This is a genomic window from Sphingomonas sp. BL-S-28 (assembly GCF_055521515.1).
Window position 1 is genome coordinate 559,905 of sequence record NZ_CM145484.1, and the last position, 16,235, is coordinate 576,139.

Annotated in this window: 20 protein-coding genes; 10 read left to right on the plus strand and 10 right to left on the minus strand. The window is 66.0% G+C overall.

Annotation, left to right across the window (positions count from 1 at the left end; all coding sequences use genetic code 11):
- Positions 1-9 precede the first annotated feature (9 nt).
- Positions 10-726 carry a GIN domain-containing protein gene (locus tag ACZ1JC_RS11490; RefSeq protein WP_465136740.1) on the plus strand — a complete coding sequence of 239 codons (717 nt, stop codon included), beginning with the start codon at positions 10-12 and terminating at the stop codon, positions 724-726.
- A 305-nt stretch (positions 727-1,031) separates the two neighbouring features.
- Here the strand turns inward: ACZ1JC_RS11490 and ACZ1JC_RS11495 are convergent, their stop codons facing one another.
- Genes ACZ1JC_RS11495 through ACZ1JC_RS11505 form a run of 3 tightly spaced genes read right to left on the minus strand, consistent with a single transcriptional unit; the run spans position 1,032 to position 3,085 of the window.
- Positions 1,032-1,916, minus strand: coding sequence for a metallophosphoesterase family protein (locus tag ACZ1JC_RS11495; protein WP_465136739.1), 885 nt, complete (start codon positions 1,914-1,916; stop codon positions 1,032-1,034).
- Positions 1,906-2,772, minus strand: coding sequence for a diacylglycerol kinase family protein (locus ACZ1JC_RS11500; RefSeq protein WP_465136738.1), 867 nt, complete (start codon positions 2,770-2,772; stop codon positions 1,906-1,908). Before ACZ1JC_RS11500 ends, ACZ1JC_RS11495 begins: the two co-directional genes overlap by 11 nt.
- A 46-nt stretch (positions 2,773-2,818) precedes the next feature.
- Positions 2,819-3,085: a hypothetical protein gene (locus tag ACZ1JC_RS11505; protein WP_465136737.1), complete on the minus strand. Its 267-nt coding sequence runs from the start codon at positions 3,083-3,085 to the stop codon at positions 2,819-2,821.
- Between the two features lie 259 nt (positions 3,086-3,344).
- On the opposite strand from ACZ1JC_RS11505, the gene ACZ1JC_RS11510 reads away from it, so the two are divergent.
- Positions 3,345-3,674, plus strand: a complete 330-nt coding sequence (locus ACZ1JC_RS11510; RefSeq protein WP_465136736.1) for a UrcA family protein — start codon at positions 3,345-3,347, stop codon at positions 3,672-3,674.
- 70 nt (positions 3,675-3,744) lie between these two features.
- Here ACZ1JC_RS11510 and ACZ1JC_RS11515 read toward each other — a convergent pair whose 3' ends face one another.
- From ACZ1JC_RS11515 to ACZ1JC_RS11525, 3 genes are all read right to left on the minus strand, one after another.
- On the minus strand, positions 3,745-4,494 hold the full coding sequence (locus tag ACZ1JC_RS11515; protein WP_465148407.1) for a LytR/AlgR family response regulator transcription factor: 750 nt from the start codon (positions 4,492-4,494) through the stop codon (positions 3,745-3,747).
- Positions 4,487-5,842: a sensor histidine kinase gene (locus tag ACZ1JC_RS11520; protein WP_465136735.1), complete on the minus strand. Its 1,356-nt coding sequence runs from the start codon at positions 5,840-5,842 to the stop codon at positions 4,487-4,489. Before ACZ1JC_RS11520 ends, ACZ1JC_RS11515 begins: the two co-directional genes overlap by 8 nt.
- 114 nt (positions 5,843-5,956) lie before the next feature.
- Complete coding sequence (locus tag ACZ1JC_RS11525) at positions 5,957-6,430, minus strand: hypothetical protein (protein ID WP_465136734.1); 474 nt, start codon at positions 6,428-6,430, stop codon at positions 5,957-5,959.
- A gap of 128 nt (positions 6,431-6,558) precedes the next feature.
- Between ACZ1JC_RS11525 and ACZ1JC_RS11530 the strand changes: the two genes are divergently transcribed.
- From ACZ1JC_RS11530 to ACZ1JC_RS11540, 3 genes are all read left to right on the plus strand, one after another.
- Positions 6,559-7,563, plus strand: coding sequence for an adenosine kinase (locus tag ACZ1JC_RS11530; RefSeq protein WP_465136733.1), 1,005 nt, complete (start codon positions 6,559-6,561; stop codon positions 7,561-7,563).
- Positions 7,564-7,656: 93 nt separating this feature from the next.
- Positions 7,657-8,169, plus strand: coding sequence for a 3'-5' exonuclease (locus tag ACZ1JC_RS11535; RefSeq protein ID WP_465136732.1), 513 nt, complete (start codon positions 7,657-7,659; stop codon positions 8,167-8,169).
- The gene (locus ACZ1JC_RS11540) at positions 8,166-8,570 is read left to right on the plus strand and encodes a hypothetical protein (protein ID WP_465136731.1); all 405 of its coding nucleotides are present in this window, start codon (positions 8,166-8,168) and stop codon (positions 8,568-8,570) included. The genes ACZ1JC_RS11535 and ACZ1JC_RS11540 overlap by 4 nt, the downstream gene beginning before the upstream one ends.
- Positions 8,571-8,721: 151 nt before the next feature.
- Here the strand turns inward: ACZ1JC_RS11540 and ACZ1JC_RS11545 are convergent, their stop codons facing one another.
- Positions 8,722-9,288 carry a hypothetical protein gene (locus ACZ1JC_RS11545; protein ID WP_465136730.1) on the minus strand — a complete coding sequence of 189 codons (567 nt, stop codon included), beginning with the start codon at positions 9,286-9,288 and terminating at the stop codon, positions 8,722-8,724.
- Positions 9,289-9,292: 4 nt separating this feature from the next.
- A complete protein-coding gene (gene purD / locus ACZ1JC_RS11550; protein ID WP_465136729.1) occupies positions 9,293-10,579 on the minus strand; it encodes a phosphoribosylamine--glycine ligase in 1,287 nt (428 codons plus the stop codon).
- Here purD and xseA point away from each other — a divergent pair.
- The 4 genes from xseA to ACZ1JC_RS11570 all read left to right on the plus strand — a co-directional run bounded on the left by xseA (position 10,579) and on the right by ACZ1JC_RS11570 (position 14,294).
- Entirely contained in the window at positions 10,579-12,135 is a 1,557-nt protein-coding gene (xseA, locus tag ACZ1JC_RS11555; RefSeq protein WP_465136728.1) for an exodeoxyribonuclease VII large subunit, read from the plus strand. The genes purD and xseA overlap by 1 nt on opposite strands.
- Before the next feature lie 26 nt (positions 12,136-12,161).
- Positions 12,162-12,365, plus strand: coding sequence for a DUF2093 domain-containing protein (locus ACZ1JC_RS11560; protein WP_132387764.1), 204 nt, complete (start codon positions 12,162-12,164; stop codon positions 12,363-12,365).
- Positions 12,362-13,228, plus strand: coding sequence for a M23 family metallopeptidase (locus ACZ1JC_RS11565; RefSeq protein WP_465136727.1), 867 nt, complete (start codon positions 12,362-12,364; stop codon positions 13,226-13,228). The genes ACZ1JC_RS11560 and ACZ1JC_RS11565 overlap by 4 nt, the downstream gene beginning before the upstream one ends.
- Positions 13,229-13,289: 61 nt before the next feature.
- Positions 13,290-14,294 carry an esterase-like activity of phytase family protein gene (locus tag ACZ1JC_RS11570; RefSeq protein WP_465136726.1) on the plus strand — a complete coding sequence of 335 codons (1,005 nt, stop codon included), beginning with the start codon at positions 13,290-13,292 and terminating at the stop codon, positions 14,292-14,294.
- Between the two features lie 145 nt (positions 14,295-14,439).
- On the opposite strand, the gene rpmB is transcribed toward ACZ1JC_RS11570, so the two are convergent.
- Positions 14,440-14,724, minus strand: a complete 285-nt coding sequence (rpmB, locus tag ACZ1JC_RS11575; RefSeq protein ID WP_465136725.1) for a 50S ribosomal protein L28 — start codon at positions 14,722-14,724, stop codon at positions 14,440-14,442.
- Positions 14,725-14,839: 115 nt separating this feature from the next.
- Between rpmB and ACZ1JC_RS11580 the strand changes: the two genes are divergently transcribed.
- On the plus strand, positions 14,840-15,295 hold the full coding sequence (locus ACZ1JC_RS11580) for a nucleoside deaminase (protein WP_465136724.1): 456 nt from the start codon (positions 14,840-14,842) through the stop codon (positions 15,293-15,295).
- Between the two features lie 7 nt (positions 15,296-15,302).
- Here the strand turns inward: ACZ1JC_RS11580 and nadC are convergent, their stop codons facing one another.
- Positions 15,303-16,175, minus strand: a complete 873-nt coding sequence (gene nadC, locus ACZ1JC_RS11585) for a carboxylating nicotinate-nucleotide diphosphorylase (RefSeq protein ID WP_465136723.1) — start codon at positions 16,173-16,175, stop codon at positions 15,303-15,305.
- Positions 16,176-16,235: the final 60 nt, after the last annotated feature.

Sequence of the window (16,235 nt, forward strand, 5' to 3'; positions counted from 1 at the left end):
AACCAAGTGATGTTCAGGAAACTGCTCATCGTATTCGCCAGCGGCGTGATCCTCTCGATCGTCGCCATCGGTGCCGCCTGGGTGATCGGCGGGGACAAGTTCCGCAAGGACATGGAAGACCATGGCGGCTGGAACTTCTCCTTCGACGACGAGGATCAGGACCAGGGCCCGGACATGAGCCGCAACTTCGCGCTGCAGCCGGGCACCCGCCTTGCCATGGACATCCCGGTCCAACTGGTCTTCACCAAGGGCGACAAGTCCGAAATGGTCGTCACCGGCCCGCAGAAGGTGGTCGACCGCCTGACCTGGGAGAATGGCCGCCTCGGCATTGCCGGCAACGCCAACATCCACAGGGGCCTGAAGGTGCGCATCACCGCGCCGCAGATCGAAAGCTTCGATTTCGACGCGCCGGGCGACGTGACGCTGACCGGGCTCGATCAGGACAGCCTGACGCTGAAGGCCGATGGCGCGATCAACCTCGACGCCTCGGGCAAGGTCCGCAAGCTGGACGTCCACACCGAAGGCGCCAGCAACCTCAACCTCGGCGAACTGGAAGCGCAGGACGCCAAGGTGAATGTCGAAGGCGTGGGCAGCGTGACGATCGGCGCCACCGGCGACGTCTCGGTCAGCATCAACGGCATCGGCTCGGTGAAGCTGGTCCGCAAGCCCGCCCACCTGACTCAGGAGATCAACGGGCTGGGCAAGATCGACCACGCCTACCAGTAATCGAGGTCTCCGAGGGAGGAGAAAACCGCTTCCGACATCCCCCCGCCCGGAAGCGGTTGATACGAGAAAGGGCCGCAGCATCTTCGCGATGCTGCGGCCCTTTCTCGTATGTTTAGGTGTCGTTCAGTGCCGTTTCGGTGCCGGCCCGGAAAACGAGATGCCATCACCTCTTCTAGCCTCCCGCTCAGCCTGAGCTTGTCGAAGGCCCTTGCGGCAAGGCGCGTGATATCCATCCTTCGACAAGCTCAGGATGAGCGGGCTTGGGAGGGGGCCGGCGGAGGGAAAGAGATCCGGCGCAAACCCGATCAGTGCACTGGCGGATCGACCGGCGGAACCGCGCCGACCGGGGCCACCGGCTCACCCGGTTCGCGCGGCGGCAGGGCGTTTTCGGGCACCTCGTCGATCTGCATCGCCGCCGTCGGCACATGTTCCAGATTCCGTGCGACGACGCGAATCGCGTCACCAGTGATGGTGATCTCGTTGAAGCTGGGCGGGGTCGAACGGATCCGCTTGGACAGGGTGCCGGCGCCGATCATCCGCAGTGGCCCGGCAGGAGTCTCGCTCGTCAGGTCGAAAGCGTCGTGAATGTGGCCGGAAAGCACGGCCATGACCTTGCGGCCCGCCAGGATCTCCATCGTCCGCGTGCCGTTGATCGTCAGCAGCTTGTTGTCGCGCGCACGGCGCTCGATCAGCGGATGATGCGCGGCAACCAGCACGCGCGTGCCGGCCGGAAGCGCATCGATCGCGGCGAGAGTCTCGCGCAGCGCATGGCCGGTCACCCAGCCGTTCGACCAGGGAAACCGTTGCCACTGCGCGCGCGTGGTGGTGCGCAGCGGCACGATGGCCAGGCCCGGCAGATCCAGCTGCGCTTCCACCTGCCGCTCGATCGCCTTGAACCGGCGATAGGGATCGAAGAACCGCTGGTAGAGGTTGAAATAGGGAATGTCGTGGTTGCCGACTTCGACCGTAACCGGGACGTTCAGCCCCTTGATCCAGGCGCAGGCGGCATCGAATTCGGGATGGCGGGCGCGCATCGTCAGGTCGCCGGTGATGGCGACGGCATCGGGCTTTTCGCGGGCGATGCAGTCCTTGGCCCAGGCGATCGCCTCGGGATCTTCAAGGCCGAAGTGCACATCGCTCAGGTGAAACAGCTTCAACGAGCGAAATGGGGCGGAAGTCTCAAGGTTCATGCGATGTTGTCACCAGATCGACCTCAAGGATCGCGGGATGGAAGTGCTCTTCCGTGCCCCCTTCGAACGGCTCGCCATCGATCAGCAGGCCCATCGGCTCGCCATCGGGGCAGACCAGCCGCAGGCGCGCATGGGTGCCCAATGGATCGTGCGGACCATCGCGGAAATCGCGATTGATCAGGGCAATGCCCTGCCCGGCGAAATCGCCCAGCGTTTCAGCATAATAGCCGTTCGCTTCAAGTCCGGTTGCATTCGGGGTCACGGTGATGGCGGCATAGCCGTCCTCGCGCCCGCAGTCGACCTCGGCACAGACGACTTTCGGGCCGTTCATGGACCAGGCGATCGCTTCCTTGGTGGAAGCAACGAATTCCAGCACGTTTGCCGCGCGCATCGCCTCGCGCACTTCGTTCCAGATCGTGCCGGGGCCGGCCAGGACGCCGGTCAGCGCAATGCCGTGGCGGGTGGCGATCACTTCCGGGCGGGTGGTGGGCAGGCGATCGGGCGCAAGCCGGGCAATCACTTCGGGTGCGGGAACATCGCCATGCAGCCGCTTGGCCAGCATGTTCATGGTGCCGCCGGGCAGGACCAGCACCGGCCCGTCCCAGCCGCTGACGTTTTCGATCACCGAATGGACGGTGCCATCCCCGCCGAACACGACCAGCAAGCCGACTTCGGACGCCGTAAGTGTCTCGGGATCGGGCGGGGATTCGTCGGGAAAGCGGATCGTGCGGTCGGGCATGAAGCCGATGGCAGTAAGCGCGGCAAGCACTTCGGCGACGGCGGCATCGTCATTGCTGCCGCTGGCCGCGTTGCAGACCAGCCAGCTGCGGCGGGAAGAGGCGGGATTTCCAGTCATGCCCCCAAAACCGGCAAGATAGGGGCTGGTTCCCTATCTGGCCGGGTCATGCCCGGCCCGAAAAGATCAGCCAGGCCGCCAGCGCGTTGAGTCCCGAATAGCAGGCATAGATCCAGGCCCATCCGGCAGACCCGGCGGCGGTCATGATCATCGCGCCGAGCAACATGGCGAATTCCACGATCAGGCTGAGCCGTCCGCCCAGCGGCTGCACCAGCCAGGCCATGCTTCCAAGCATCGGGTGCCCGGATTCGAGCACTGCCTTGTGCGCTGCAAAGTTAACGACGCCAAGGAAGAAGACGAAGACAAGTCCCATAGCCGGTATCGATTGTACATGCCCCGGCCCGTTCTTGCCAGTGCGTGCCGAATCAAAGTCTTGGGCGATTCGTCTTCAGCTCTGAAACGGCAAGTCATTCGTCGAACCGGAATGTCGTTCGTCCGCTGCCCTGCCCTTTCGTCGACATGCGGGCCGCTGCGGTCGAGGTCCGCGTGAATCGCTGCCGGGTGCGGTGCACAAGAAACTCACCGGGCCGATGCAGGACCCCCCGCCGCCGGCCCATCAAGGAGGAAGTACGATGATCAAGACCACTTCGATTGCAGCCGCTGCTGCCGCCCTCGTTCTCACCGGCCTGAGCTTCTCGGTAGCCGCCCCGGCCAATGCCAAGGACGTCACCGTCACCTATTCCGACCTCGACCTGACCAGTGTCGAAGGCCAGAAGAAGCTCGACAACCGGCTCGATGCCGCCGCCCGCGAAGTCTGCGGCTACAACGATGCGACCACCGGTTCGCGCCTGCGCAGCCCCGAAACGGTCGCATGCTACGACAAGGCCCGCGCCCAGTTCAGCGCCCATGTCGCTGCCGCCGTCGAACGCGCCAATGCCCGCTCCCGCGTTGCCACGAACTGAGCGCTCCCGTGCTCGCGGTAACGCCCAAGAGGTCCCTAAAAAATAATCGGATGAAAGACTGGCGGGTCCCCTAGCGGCCCGCCATTTTTTTTACCGACGGCAGATAGGTGCGCCCGATCCGCAGCGCTTCGCCATCGGCGGTTTCCACCGACCATACGCCCAGCCCTTCATGCCTCAGGCCCGACACATGATCGCGGCGCAGGATGCAACTGCGATGGATGCGGATGAAGTTCTCCGGATCCAGGCGCTGTTCCAGGCTGGTGATGGTTTGCAGCAGCAGATAGCTGGCTCCGCCCACATGCAGGCGCACATAGTCGCGCTCCGCATCGATCCGTTCGACATCGGCGGCCGGCACGCGCACCAGTTCCGAACGGTGCGGCACCCAGAATTCTTCCAGCCACTTGCCCGTCGGCAAGGTGCGTTCGCCGCGCCGCGCGCCGACGCGCGAGATCGCCCGTTCCAGACGTTCGGGCGCTACCGGCTTCAGCACATAGTCCACCGCGTCGAGGTCAAACGCTTCCACCGCGAACTCGTCGTGCGCGGTGACGAAGATCACCGCCGGTGCTTCCGGCAGCCCGCCCAGCCGCCGCGCGACCGTCAAGCCATCGGTTTCGGGCATGGTCAGGTCCAGCAGCACCAGATCGGGCGTCAGCGCCTCGATCAGTCGCAGTGCGGCCTCACCATCGCTGGCCGTGCCGATCACCGAGATCGAATCGATCCGGGCGCAGATCACCTGCATGCGCTCCACCGCCAGCGGCTCGTCGTCGACGATCAGCGCGCGCAAAGGCGCGTTTTCCAAAGTCTGCACGGGTTCAGGCACGAGAAAACTCCAGCGGCCCCGCGGCCGGTGGGCCCGAGTGGGACCCAAAGTTCAAGGGTAGGCGCAGGACCGTGGCGAAACCGCCCTCCTCGCGCCGGCCGAAACTGATTTCCGCCGCCGCGCCATAGCGCGCGCGTAGCCGATCGCGCACATTGCCCAGCCCGATGCCGAAGCCCTGCACGCCCTTGACCTTGCCGCCGGGGCCATCGTCGCTGACGGAGATTTCCAGCCTGTCGCCCACGGCGTGCGCGCGGATGGCGATCGTCACCGGCCGCTGGGTGGCGGCCACGGCGTACTTCACCGAATTCTCGACAAGGGGCTGCAGGATCATGCCGGGCACCATCGCATCGGAAACGGCATCGTCAATATCAATCGTCGTAACCAGGCGATTTGGGAAACGAACGGCCTCGATCTCGAAATAGAGTTTCTGAAGTTCGATCTCATCGACAAGCTTCAGGTCACTTGTGGGATCGCCGGACAGGGTGCGCCGATAGAAAGTCGACAGCGTTTGAATCATCGTTTCTGCATCGTCCTGCTTCCCCGTCATCACCAGCGCCGAAAGCGAGTTGAGCGTATTGAACAGGAAGTGCGGATTGACCTGATAGCGCAGCGAACGCAGTTCGGCGGCAGCGGCGGCACGGCGATATTCGCCCTCGCGCCGTTCGGCCGCGCGCGCTTCCTCCGCCTTGGCGAGCGCGAAGTAGAGCGCCGCCCAGGCCAGCACGAGGAAGTAGCGGGTGAAGGCATAGTCCACCACGGAGGTCCAGCGCGCATATTGCTCGCCCAGCGCCTTGTTGGTGTGGATGGTGATCGAATGGGCGCTGTTGTCGCTGGTGACGCTGGGCACGGGCGCTGACGGCGCCGACGCTTCGTCTGAGGGCGAGCCGGGCGCCGGTGGGGCTGGCGGGGCCGGTGGCTGCGTCACGGCGGTGGGCAGGTCGACCATGATGTTGCCTGCCTCATCGCGGGTGATCTTCACTTTGCCGGACTTGACCGCCTCCGCCTCATCCTCGTTCCCATAGGCCTGCGTCATCTCCATGTCGGAGAACACGGTCTCGTTGATCACGCTGAGCAGCAGGGCCAGCGGCAGCGCACCGATCAGCACGATCGTCAGTCGCACGCCGCCGGACTTGCGCTCCAGCATCTGCAGCAGCGGCCAGACGGCGGCCATCACCAGCATGGACAGGATGCAGATCGTCAGCCGGCGCGAAAAGATCGGCCAGATGAAGTCATAGCCCATCACCGCGCCGCGCAAGGTGGCGACAAGGAAATAGCAGGCCCAGAGAGCGGCTAGCGATAGCAGAACGACCCGCGCAGGCACGCGCGGCTGATTGGCGACTTCCGACATGGTCTGCCGGGATAGCGCGAAAATTGCCTTTTGCGCCAGTTCGCAAATCGGATCGGAATCGACCTTCGTCGAAAGTTACTCAGTGCCGGGCGCGCCGGGCATCTTCAGGCCCGATCAGGGCTTGCGCAATGCCGCGATGCAGGCGGCGCGGTCAACGTCCTGTCCGTCCGAAGCGCGACGCGCATCGACGTAGGTCGCCACCGGCTCCTTCGATCCGTTGGCCGGATAGAGATAGATGTCCAGCAGGCAGGCGGTGCCGGTAAACTGCAGCTTGCGCGCGTCCCCTTCCCACACGTCGAGTCGGGGCTCGCCGAAGCTGCGGACCAGTTGCGCGCGGTCGGCGCCGATCACGCCGGCCACGCCTGGAATCGCCTGAAGCGTGGGCGCGCGCGATACGTGGCTGGGCTGGCGCACGTCGGAAAGTTTGCCCGGTTTGTGCGGCGCCCGGCTGGGCGTGGGCGTGCTGGCCACGGTGCCGCCGCCGCAAGCGGCCAGCAGCAAGGCCAGGGCGCAGGCCGCGATCGGGCCTCTCAGGCTACGGCGGGAAATCTGGTGAAGAGGGGCTGCGATCGCACGGGTTTGGGTCATGATCGGGCCCGGCATCGCCCGCTCGCTTCGCCGTGTCAACCGCCGCGGCGCTTGCGAAGCGGCCGGCCGCGCGCTAGTCGCGGTCTGACTTCCCCGTACATCATCAGACCACCAAGGATTTCGACCGCATGGCCCAGCCTACCGTGCCGCCTACCCTCGATGTCATCGCCATCGGCAATGCCATCATCGACGTTATCGCCAACTGCCAGGATTCGCTGATCGATGAGCTTGGCCTGTCGCGCGGCGGCATGATGCTGATCGACGCAGATCAGGCGACGAGCCTTTACGAAGCCATGGGCCCCGCGCGAGAGATTTCGGGCGGTTCGGCCGCCAACACGCTGGCCGGCCTCGCCGCGCTGGGCGCCAAGTGCGCGTTCATCGGCCAGGTCGCCGACGATCAGCTGGGCGAAGTCTTCACCCACGACATCCGCGCCGGTGGCATCGATTTCGACGTGCCCGCCCGTGCCGGCACGCCGACCGCGCGCTGCCTGATCTTCGTGACGCCGGACGGCCAGCGCACGATGAACACCTTCCTCGGCGCCTCGCAGCACCTGCCCGCCGAAGCGCTGGACGAAAGCGCCATCGCCAGTGCCGCCGTGCTCTACCTCGAAGGCTACCTCTGGGATCCCGAGGAACCGCGCGCCGCAATGCGCAAGGCGATCGAGGCGGCCCGCGCCGCCGGCCGCAAGATCGCCTTCACCCCTTCCGAATGCTTCGTGATCGACCGTCACGGCGCGGACTTCCGCGACCTGATCGACAACGGCATGATCGACGTGCTGTTCTGCAACGAGCACGAGATGGCCGCCCTCGTCGGCCATGACGATTTCGAGAAGGGCGTTGCCGAACTCGCACCGAAGATCCCGGTGCTGGTCGTTACCCGTGGCTCGGCCGGCGCTGTCGCGCTGTCGGAAGGCCAGCGGGTGGAGATCGGCGCGGAGCCGATCGACCGCGTGGTCGACACCACCGGCGCGGGCGACCTCTTCGCCGCCGGCTTCCTGTTCGGCCACGTGCGCGGCAAGAGCCTTGAGCAGTGCCTCAAGCTTGGCGCCATCTGCGCTTGCGAAGTGATCTCGCACTACGGCGCCCGCCCTGAGGCGGACCTCAAGACGCTGACTGCCGAAGTCGTCGGCTGACGTCACGACGTCGCCGCGTTTATGAAGGTTTCTTGACGCGGCGCATTCTCCGGGAGAGGCTGGGATTTCGTTCCCCCTCTCCCGCGAGGCCGCATGGCGCATACGATTCCTGCCCTGATCGACTTCGAGGCAAGCTGCCTGCCCGAGCATGGGCAGTCCTACCCCATCGAAGTCGCCATCGCCCGCACCGACGGTGAAAGCCGGGCCTGGCTGATCCGCCCGCTGGACACCTGGAAGTACTGGGACTGGTCCGACGAGGCGGAGGCGCTTCACGGCATTAGCCGCGCCATGTTGGAATGCGATGGGCTTCCCGCCGCGCAAGTCCTTGCCGAAATGGCTGAATTCGTTGGCGACTGCGCGGTCTATTCCGACGCCGAGCTTGATGAATACTGGCTGGAAGTGTTGTGCCAGAGCCTTGGCGCGCGCCCGCCATTCCCGATCCGCTATCTGGGCGAATGGATGATGTCGCGCGGCTATACCCGCCCGCAAGTCGTTGCCGCGCTGGAAGAGGCGAAGACCCTACTGCCCAAGGAACACCTCGCGCGGGAGGATGCCAAGCGGCTCGCCATGGTCGTGCGCTTGCTGATGGAAAGCGAAGTGGCGTGACCTTACGCGATGCGACGCTGGTGCGGATCCACGTCCCGGTTGCCGCCGAAACGCTGGCGGCCATGCTGGCAGGCGACGGCGCAGCGGCGGAGCGCGATCCCGCGCTGGCGGCGATTCTTGGCGTGATCCGCGAGGACAATCCGCTGGGGGATTTCGGGCTCTACAAGGGCGTGTTCGAACTGAGCCCCGGCTGGGAAGGCTTCCAGCCCGGCGCCGATGCGCGGCCGGCATTGGGGGAATCGGGCCAAGTGACGCTTTCGCCGACGGTCGTGGTGGCTGTCCACGCGCCTTGTGCCTCGGACGATGCCGGATTCGTCGAAGCGGTGGAGCGGATCATGGCGATCCACCCATGGGAAGTGCCGGTGATCGAGATCGCGCCCGTGCGGATGGCCGTGCGCTAAGAGGTTCAACCCCAAGCCCAGTTATCCCGTCGTCCCCGCGAAGGCGGGGACCCCGCTTTTCTTTGCAGGCGTACCGAGAAGGCAGCGGGACCCCCGCCTTCGCGGGGGCGACGAGTGAAGAGGGTGGAGGGCGTTCCCTCGACAGGCTTGGTCAGAATCCGGTCGGCTGGGCCAACGGAACCTGCTGCGGCATCGTTTGCGGCAGAACCTGCTGCTGCGGCAGTGACTGCCCGCCGCCTTGCGCCGCCTGGAACCGAGCGAGGCATTCGTTCTTGCGCTGCTCGCGCGCGTCGGAATAGCTCTGCGCGGTCTGGCCCGGCAGTGCGCAATCGCGGTCCGGCCGGATCGGATGCTTGGCGCGGCAGCCTTCCTCGGTGGCGAAAAGGTCGTCGGCGCAATCCTCGAACGCCGCGACGTCGGCATCGTGCTGCGCGCGGCAGCTGGCGGTCCAGCGCTCCTTGTAGGAAAGCTCAGCGAAATTCAGGCAGTCCTGATATTCCAGCTGGGCCGATTCCTGCCGCTGCTTCGCTTCGGCCTCGGCACGCGCGGCGGCCTTTTGGCGCGATTGCTCGGCATCGCGCTCAACGGCGACGCGGGCTTCCTCGCGCGCGGCCTGCCGGGGCAGGACCACGCCGTAGTACCAGCCCACGCCCGATCCCGCGATCAGCGCAGCCGCCGCCAGCGAGAGCTTGAGAACGGTATCGACCCGGCTTGCCATAGGATTACGCGCTGGCGCCCTTTTCACGCGCCACTTCGCGCCAGCCGATGTCGCGGCGGCAGAAGCCGGTGGGGAACTGGATCGCGTCGACGGCGGCATAGGCCTTGGCCTGCGCTTCCGTCACCGAAGCGCCGCGTGCGGTCACGTTGAGCACGCGGCCACCGCTGGCGACCAGCGCGCCGTCTTTCAGGGTAGTGCCGGCGTGGAAGACCTTGGCGCCCAGCGCATCGGCCTTGTCGATACCGGCGATCGCACCGCCCTTGGCAGGCGTGCCCGGATAGCCGTCCGCTGCCATCACCACGGTCAGCGCCGTATCCGGGCTGAACTTGGGCGGCTGGATCGCGGCAAGGCGATTGTCGGCGCAGGCGTGGAGCAGTTCGACGAGGTCCGATTCAAGGCGCATCATCATCACCTGGCACTCCGGATCCCCGAAGCGGCAGTTGTATTCGATGAGCTTCGGGCCCTGCGCGGTGAGCATCACGCCCAGGAACAGCACGCCCGAATAGGGAATGCCTTCGTTTTCCAGCGTGCGGACGGTCGGCGCGATGATGCGTTCCAGCACTTCGGCTTCCAGCGCAGGCGTCAGCACTGGAGCGGGGCTGTAGGCGCCCATGCCGCCGGTATTGGGGCCGGTATCGCCGTCGCCCACGCGCTTGTGGTCCTGCGCGGAGGCGAAGGGGACGATGGTGGAACCGTCGGTCAGCGCGAAGAAGCTGGCTTCCTCACCCTCCATGAATTCCTCGATCACGGCCTCGGCGCCGGCTTCACCGAAGCGGCCGGAGAAGATTTCGCGCACCGCTTCCTCGGCCTCGTCCATGGTCATGGCCACGGTCACGCCCTTGCCGGCGGCAAGGCCATCGGCCTTGATGACCACCGGCGCGCCGAACTTGGCGAGCGCGGCCATGGCGGCCGCCTCGCTGGAAACGCGCTCGTACCCGGCGGTGGGGATGCCGGCGCGTTCGCACAGGTCCTTGGTGAAACCCTTGGATCCTTCCAGCTGGGCCGGCTTCTGGTTCGGGCCGAACACCGAAAAGCCCTCTGCGCGCAGGGCATCGCCCAGGCCGTCGACCAGCGGCGCCTCGGGCCCGATCACGATCAGGCCGATCACATTCGCCTCGCAGAAGGCGATGACCGCCGCATGATCGGTGACATCCAGGTCGATGCAGCTTGCCACTTCGGCAATGCCCGGATTACCGGGGGCGGCCCAGAGCGTCTGGCAGAGCGGGGATTGCGCTAGCTTCCAGGCCAGCGCATGTTCGCGGCCGCCAGAGCCCAGAAGAAGGATATTCATTGCCCGTGCCTTTCGATGACGACGAATTCGATGATGGTCGTTCCGGTGGGCTGGTAGCGAAGCAAGCGGCCGGGGACAACGCCGCGCCGCTTTCGATCAGCGAGATTTCGAATCTGCTGAAACGCACGGTGGAAGATCGCTTCGGCTTCGTGCGCCTGCGGGGCGAGCTTTCGGGCGTGAAGCGGGCGGCATCGGGCCACGTCTATTGCGCGCTGAAAGACGACAAGGCGGTGATCGACGGCGTCATGTGGCGAGGCGGCGCCCAGCGGCTGGCGTTCCGGCCAGAAGACGGCGTCGAGGTCATCGCCACCGGCAAGCTGACGACGTTCCCCGGCCGCTCGAAATACCAGATCGTCATCGAAACGATGGAGATCGCCGGCGAAGGCGCATTGCTGGCGCTGCTGGAAAAGCTGCGCGCGCGGCTGGCGGAAGAGGGGCTGTTCGCGCCCGAGCGAAAGCGCGCCCTGCCTTTCCTGCCGCAAGTGATCGGCGTCGTGACGTCACCCACCGGCGCGGTGATCCGCGACATTCTCCACCGTCTGGCGGACCGCTTCCCCAGCCGTGTGCTGGTCTGGCCGGTGCTGGTGCAGGGCGAAGGTGCCGCGCAGCAAGTAGCCAATGCCGTGCGCGGATTCTCGGCGATCCAGCCCGGCGGTCCGGTGCCGCGCCCCGATCTGGTGATCGTCGCGCGCGGCGGCGGCTCGATCGAGGATTTGTGGTCGTTCAACGAGGAAGTCGTCGTTCGTGCCGTGGCCGAATCGTCGATCCCGGTGATCTCGGCCGTAGGCCACGAGACCGACACCACGCTTTGCGACTATGCGGCCGACCGCCGTGCGCCGACGCCGACCGCCGCTGCCGAAATGGCGGTGCCGGTGCGGGCGGAACTGGCCGCGACGCTGGACGAACTCGCTTACCGGAAGCGCCGCTGCGCGCTCCGCCCGGTCACGCTGGGGCGCGAGCGGCTGGAAGCGCGCGTGCAGCGCCTGCCCAAGCCCGAGGCGATTCTCGCCGCCAAGGCGCAGAAGCTGGACGAACTTTCCGAACGCCTGCGTCGCGGCCTGCGCGATGAAGCCGGTGCCAAGCGCGAGCAATTGCATCGCGTTGCCGGAAAGCTCTCGCTCCCGCTGCTGCGCCACCGCGTGCAGGTATCCGGCGAGCGGGTCGAGCGCGCGGGTCTGCATCCGCGCCTGCTGCAGCGCCGCTGGGCGATGGCCCGCGACGCACTGGCGCCGACGGCCCGCGTGCTGCCCCAACTCAATCCCGACAAGCCGCTGGAGCGCGGTTTTGCCCGCGTAACCGCGCTGGACGGGCGGACGCTGACCAGCCGCGACACGGCGGCGCAGGAGTCGGCGCTGATGCTGCGGTTCCGCGACGGCATGCTGCAGGTGGCCACGGATGGCGGAACAGTCACCCCCGGTTCAGGCGGCACAGGTTCTATTGCCCCGACCCCGCCTGTATCGGCCCCGGCCGAAGCGACAGGTTCGGTCGAGGGTGCGGCCCCGAAGCGTGCGGTGCGCCAAAAACCTGAAGAACCTCGGCAGGGTGATTTGTTTTGACCAGCGCGACCTGCTAGGATTTGCCCATGCTGATGTCTTCCGCCGATCGTCCCGCCAAGCTTCAATATGGCCCCAATGGATTTCGCGTCCTGAGTGGCGGCCACTTCGTGCTCTGCGCCGTTTCGGGCGAGAAGATTCCGCTTGAGGAACTGCGGTACTGGAGCGTCGAGCTTCAGGAGCCCTACGCCTCCGCAGAGATCGCCACCCGGCGCCTGCTCGGGAAGGCATGACTCGTCTGAAAGTATCGCTCATCGCCGGCGGGGTGCTTGCCGTTGCCGGTCTGGTCGTTCTGGTGGGGGCTTCTCCCGCTGCGACGGTGGCGGTCACCAGTCCTTCCGGCATTACTTATGCCGGTGAAGTGACGCAGGGCGGCTGGATCCGCGGGAAGGTTCCGCAAGGCACCCGCGCGCTTACCTTGGATGGAGAGCCGGTGAAGATCGCGGCGGACGGCGCATGGTTCGCCGCCTTCGATCGTGACGCCAAGCCGGGCGAGACGCTGATCGCCACGCTGGCCGATGGCCGCAAGGTCTCCCAGACCGTCGCCATCGCGCCGCGCGCCTGGCAGATCGAGAACATCAATATCCCCCGCAAGCCGGGCGGGCCGACGGCGGAATTCATGAAGATCCGCCAGCCGGAGCTGGACCGGATCAATGCCGCCCGCAACCTGCAGACCGATGCGCAGGGCTGGCGCCAGCATTTCATCTGGCCGGCCAAGGGCCGCATTTCCGGCCGTTTCGGATCGCAGCGCGTCTATCAGGGCGAACCGGCGGCCTACCATTCCGGCATGGACATCGCCACCGGCACCAGCGGCACGCCTTTCGTGGCGCCGGCCGATGGCGTGGTGATTCTGGCGGCGGAAAAGCCCTTCTCGCTGGAAGGAAACCTGCTGATGATCGATCACGGCATGGGGCTGAACAGCGCGTTCCTGCATTGCTCGCAATTGCTGGTGAAGGAAGGCGATCACGTGAAGCAGGGGCAGGTTATCGGCCGCATCGGCATGACCGGGCGCGCCACCGGTCCGCACCTGCACTGGTCGATCAAGTGGAACGATGCCCGGCTCGATCCGATCCTGTTCACCGGACCGCCAAACTGATTCCGTGCTGATCCTGCACTGACTCTTCCGGGATAAATGCGCGAAGCGGCTTGCAGCCCGCGTGAGATTCCCTATCCCGCTCCTCGTGCGCCGCACCATAGCCCTTTTCGCGCTGCTGGCGCTCCTGCCGCTGACCTGGGCACGCTCCACGCCGCCTGCGAAGCTGAAGCGACTGGAACTGAACTTCGAGACGCTGCCCCTGCCCTCACCCGAGCGGCTGACCGCGCAGCTGGGAGTCTTCCATCTGGAGCAGGTCTGGCACCTGCACAGTCGCACCCATCGCTTCGGCAGCTATTCCGCGCTGCTGATGCGGCCGGACGGGCAGATGCTGGCCTTGAGCGATTCGGGGAACTTCCTACGCTTTCGGGCGCCTGGCGAATCGCAGAGGCATAGCAAGCTTGGCAAGCTTCCCCTGTCCGATGGCGATGCGAAGGAAGACCGCGATGTCGAATCGGCGACGGAGGACGGCAACGGTACGATCTGGCTGGGGCTGGAAGGCAAGAACGCGATCTTCCGGTTGAACCCGGCGTTTCACGTGGAACGCCGCGTGCAGCCCGAATCAATGCGCGACTGGGGCGTGAACACTGGCCCCGAAGCCATGACCCGCCTTGCCGATGGCCGTTTCGTGCTGCTACGTGAAGGCTTCGCGGGTTGGAGCGATCATCTCCATCCGGCGGTTACCTTTGCCGGCGATCCCACCGAGAATCCCGACGGCCAGCGCTTCATCTTCGATGGCCCCGCCGGATTCAGCCCCACCGACATGGCGCAAATGCCCGATGGCCGGCTGCTGATACTGATGCGTCGTCTGATCTGGCCGATGCCCCAGCGATTCGCCGGGCGCATCGCCATCGGTGATCCCGCGACGATTCGGCCCGGTCAGCCCTGGCGGGTCACCGAAGTGGCGCGGCTGTCGTCAGACCTGCCGATCGACAATTTCGAAGGGCTGGCCATCGTCCCACGACAGGATGGGCGGCTGACGGTCTGGCTGATCTCGGACGACAACTACTCGCCGCTCCAGCGCACGCTGCTCTGGAAGATGAGCGTCGATCCCCGCGAACTTCCCTGAATTCAAGGGTCCACCCGGTTGAGTCCCGGCATTAGCCACTGATCTGCGGACGATGAACATGCGAAAAGGCGCGCAAGGCACAATGCCCGCACGCCCTTGCCGCATGTCCTGAAAGATCACGCTTCCCGAAGGAAGCGTGGGAGAATCAGGCGGCCAGCTTCTTCTTCAGCTCGCGCTTCACCTTGAGCGCGCGCGTGGAGAGGCTGGTGTCCGAGGACTTCAGCAGCCAGTTGTCGAGGCCACCGTTGTGCTCGACCGAGCGCAGACCGTGGGTCGAAACGCGGAACTTGAAGCTACGCTCCAGGCCGTCCGACAGAAGCGTGACGTTCTGCAGGTTGGGAAGGAAGACGCGCTTGGTCTTGTTGTTGGCGTGGCTGACGTTGCAGCCGACCTGGCGGCCCTTGCCGGTCAGTTCGCAGATGCGGGACATGTCTAACTCTCGCTCGAAAAAATCTGTTGCCGTTAATACGGGAAGGCGCGCCCTTAGCGATTCCCCCCGCGATGGTCAAGTTGCACACAGCTTTTTCAGCCGCTAGCGCTTGGGAATGACTCGATGGCCGCTTCCCCCATACATGCAACTCGCCCTCGCGCAAGCGCGGGAAGCCGCGGACTCGGGCGAAGTGCCCATCGGCGCGGTGGTGGTGAAGGACGGCGCGGTGATCGCCACCGGGCGCAATGGCCCGCGCGAGCGTCACGATCCCACCAGCCACGCCGAGATCGAGGCGATTCGGGCTGCAGCTGCGATTCTGGGCAACGAGCGACTCGAAGGCTGCGAGCTTTGGGTGACGCTGGAACCTTGCGCGATGTGCGCGGGCGCCATCTCCCACGCCCGCATCGCGCGGCTCTATTATGGCGCGTCGGACCCCAAGGGCGGCGCGGTGGAGCATGGCGCACGCGTGTTCGAACACGACCAGTGCCTGCACCGGCCGGAAGTCTATTCGGGAATCGGGGAAGCCGAGGCTGCGGAGATGCTCCGCAGCTTCTTCCGGGAACGCCGCTGAGACCGCTTCAAAGCGGCGTGAAGTCCAGCCCGATATCCGCCGCCGGCGCGCTCTGGGTCAGGCGGCCGACCGAGACGTAAGTCACGCCCGATCCGGCAATCGCGCCGATGGTGGAGAGGTTCACCCCGCCCGAGGCCTCGGTAGGCACGCGGCCGGCGACGAGGGCGACGGCTTCGCGCAGCCTGTCCGGGCCCATGTTGTCGAGCAGCAGGTGATGGGCGCCCGCCGCGATGGCGGGTTCGATCTGGTCGAGATGATCAACCTCGCAGATGATCTGGGCGACGCCTGCGGCCTTGGCGCGGGCCACGGCGGGGCCGACGCCGCCGGCGACGAGGACGTGGTTGTCCTTGATCATCGCCGCGTCCCACAGGCCCATGCGGTGGTTCTGCGCGCCGCCCATGCGGGTGGCATACTTTTCGAGGTGGCGCAGGCCGGGAATCGTCTTGCGCGTATCCAGCAGGATCGCGTCATTGCCATTGGGCCCATCCATGGCGTCGACGTATTCGCGCGTCATCGTCGCGATGCCGGACAGATGCTGCACGGTGTTGAGCGCCGAACGCTCGCCTGTCAGCATGGCGCGGGCGTTGCCGGTCAGCCGCATCAGCTTGGCGCCGGGTTCGACGCGGGCGCCCTCCTCGACCAGAATCTCGATCTCCATGGCGGGATCGAGCGTACGGAAAAAGGCGGCGGCGATCGGCAGGCCCGCGACGGTGATCGCATCGCGCGAATCCATTACACCGGAAAAGCGCGCATCCGCGTCGATCACGCTTTCGGAGGTGACGTCATGCCCTCCCCCCGGAAGGCCCACGCCGAGATCTTCGGCCAGGGTTGCATCGACAAAGGCGGACAGGTCGAAACCGGGGATCGCGAAAGTGCTCATGGGCGCGGTCTTTCGCGCGTTCGCGTGGAAATGTCGAGATTCAGCGAGAGGCCCAGTTGT

Bases quoted from the DNA above. Each gene is read 5' to 3' on its own strand.
- ACZ1JC_RS11490 (WP_465136740.1), top strand. From the start codon at position 10: ATGTTCAGGAAACTGCTCATCGTATTCGCCAGCGGCGTGATCCTCTCG.
- ACZ1JC_RS11495 (WP_465136739.1), bottom strand. From the start codon at position 1,916: ATGAACCTTGAGACTTCCGCCCCATTTCGCTCGTTGAAGCTGTTTCAC.
- ACZ1JC_RS11500 (WP_465136738.1), bottom strand. From the start codon at position 2,772: ATGACTGGAAATCCCGCCTCTTCCCGCCGCAGCTGGCTGGTCTGCAAC.
- ACZ1JC_RS11505 (WP_465136737.1), bottom strand. From the start codon at position 3,085: ATGGGACTTGTCTTCGTCTTCTTCCTTGGCGTCGTTAACTTTGCAGCG.
- ACZ1JC_RS11510 (WP_465136736.1), top strand. From the start codon at position 3,345: ATGATCAAGACCACTTCGATTGCAGCCGCTGCTGCCGCCCTCGTTCTC.
- ACZ1JC_RS11520 (WP_465136735.1), bottom strand. From the start codon at position 5,842: ATGTCGGAAGTCGCCAATCAGCCGCGCGTGCCTGCGCGGGTCGTTCTG.
- ACZ1JC_RS11525 (WP_465136734.1), bottom strand. From the start codon at position 6,430: ATGACCCAAACCCGTGCGATCGCAGCCCCTCTTCACCAGATTTCCCGC.
- ACZ1JC_RS11530 (WP_465136733.1), top strand. From the start codon at position 6,559: ATGGCCCAGCCTACCGTGCCGCCTACCCTCGATGTCATCGCCATCGGC.
- ACZ1JC_RS11535 (WP_465136732.1), top strand. From the start codon at position 7,657: ATGGCGCATACGATTCCTGCCCTGATCGACTTCGAGGCAAGCTGCCTG.
- ACZ1JC_RS11545 (WP_465136730.1), bottom strand. From the start codon at position 9,288: ATGGCAAGCCGGGTCGATACCGTTCTCAAGCTCTCGCTGGCGGCGGCT.
- purD (WP_465136729.1), bottom strand. From the start codon at position 10,579: ATGAATATCCTTCTTCTGGGCTCTGGCGGCCGCGAACATGCGCTGGCC.
- ACZ1JC_RS11560 (WP_132387764.1), top strand. From the start codon at position 12,162: ATGCTGATGTCTTCCGCCGATCGTCCCGCCAAGCTTCAATATGGCCCC.
- ACZ1JC_RS11565 (WP_465136727.1), top strand. From the start codon at position 12,362: ATGACTCGTCTGAAAGTATCGCTCATCGCCGGCGGGGTGCTTGCCGTT.
- rpmB (WP_465136725.1), bottom strand. From the start codon at position 14,724: ATGTCCCGCATCTGCGAACTGACCGGCAAGGGCCGCCAGGTCGGCTGC.
- ACZ1JC_RS11580 (WP_465136724.1), top strand. From the start codon at position 14,840: ATGACTCGATGGCCGCTTCCCCCATACATGCAACTCGCCCTCGCGCAA.
- nadC (WP_465136723.1), bottom strand. From the start codon at position 16,175: ATGAGCACTTTCGCGATCCCCGGTTTCGACCTGTCCGCCTTTGTCGAT.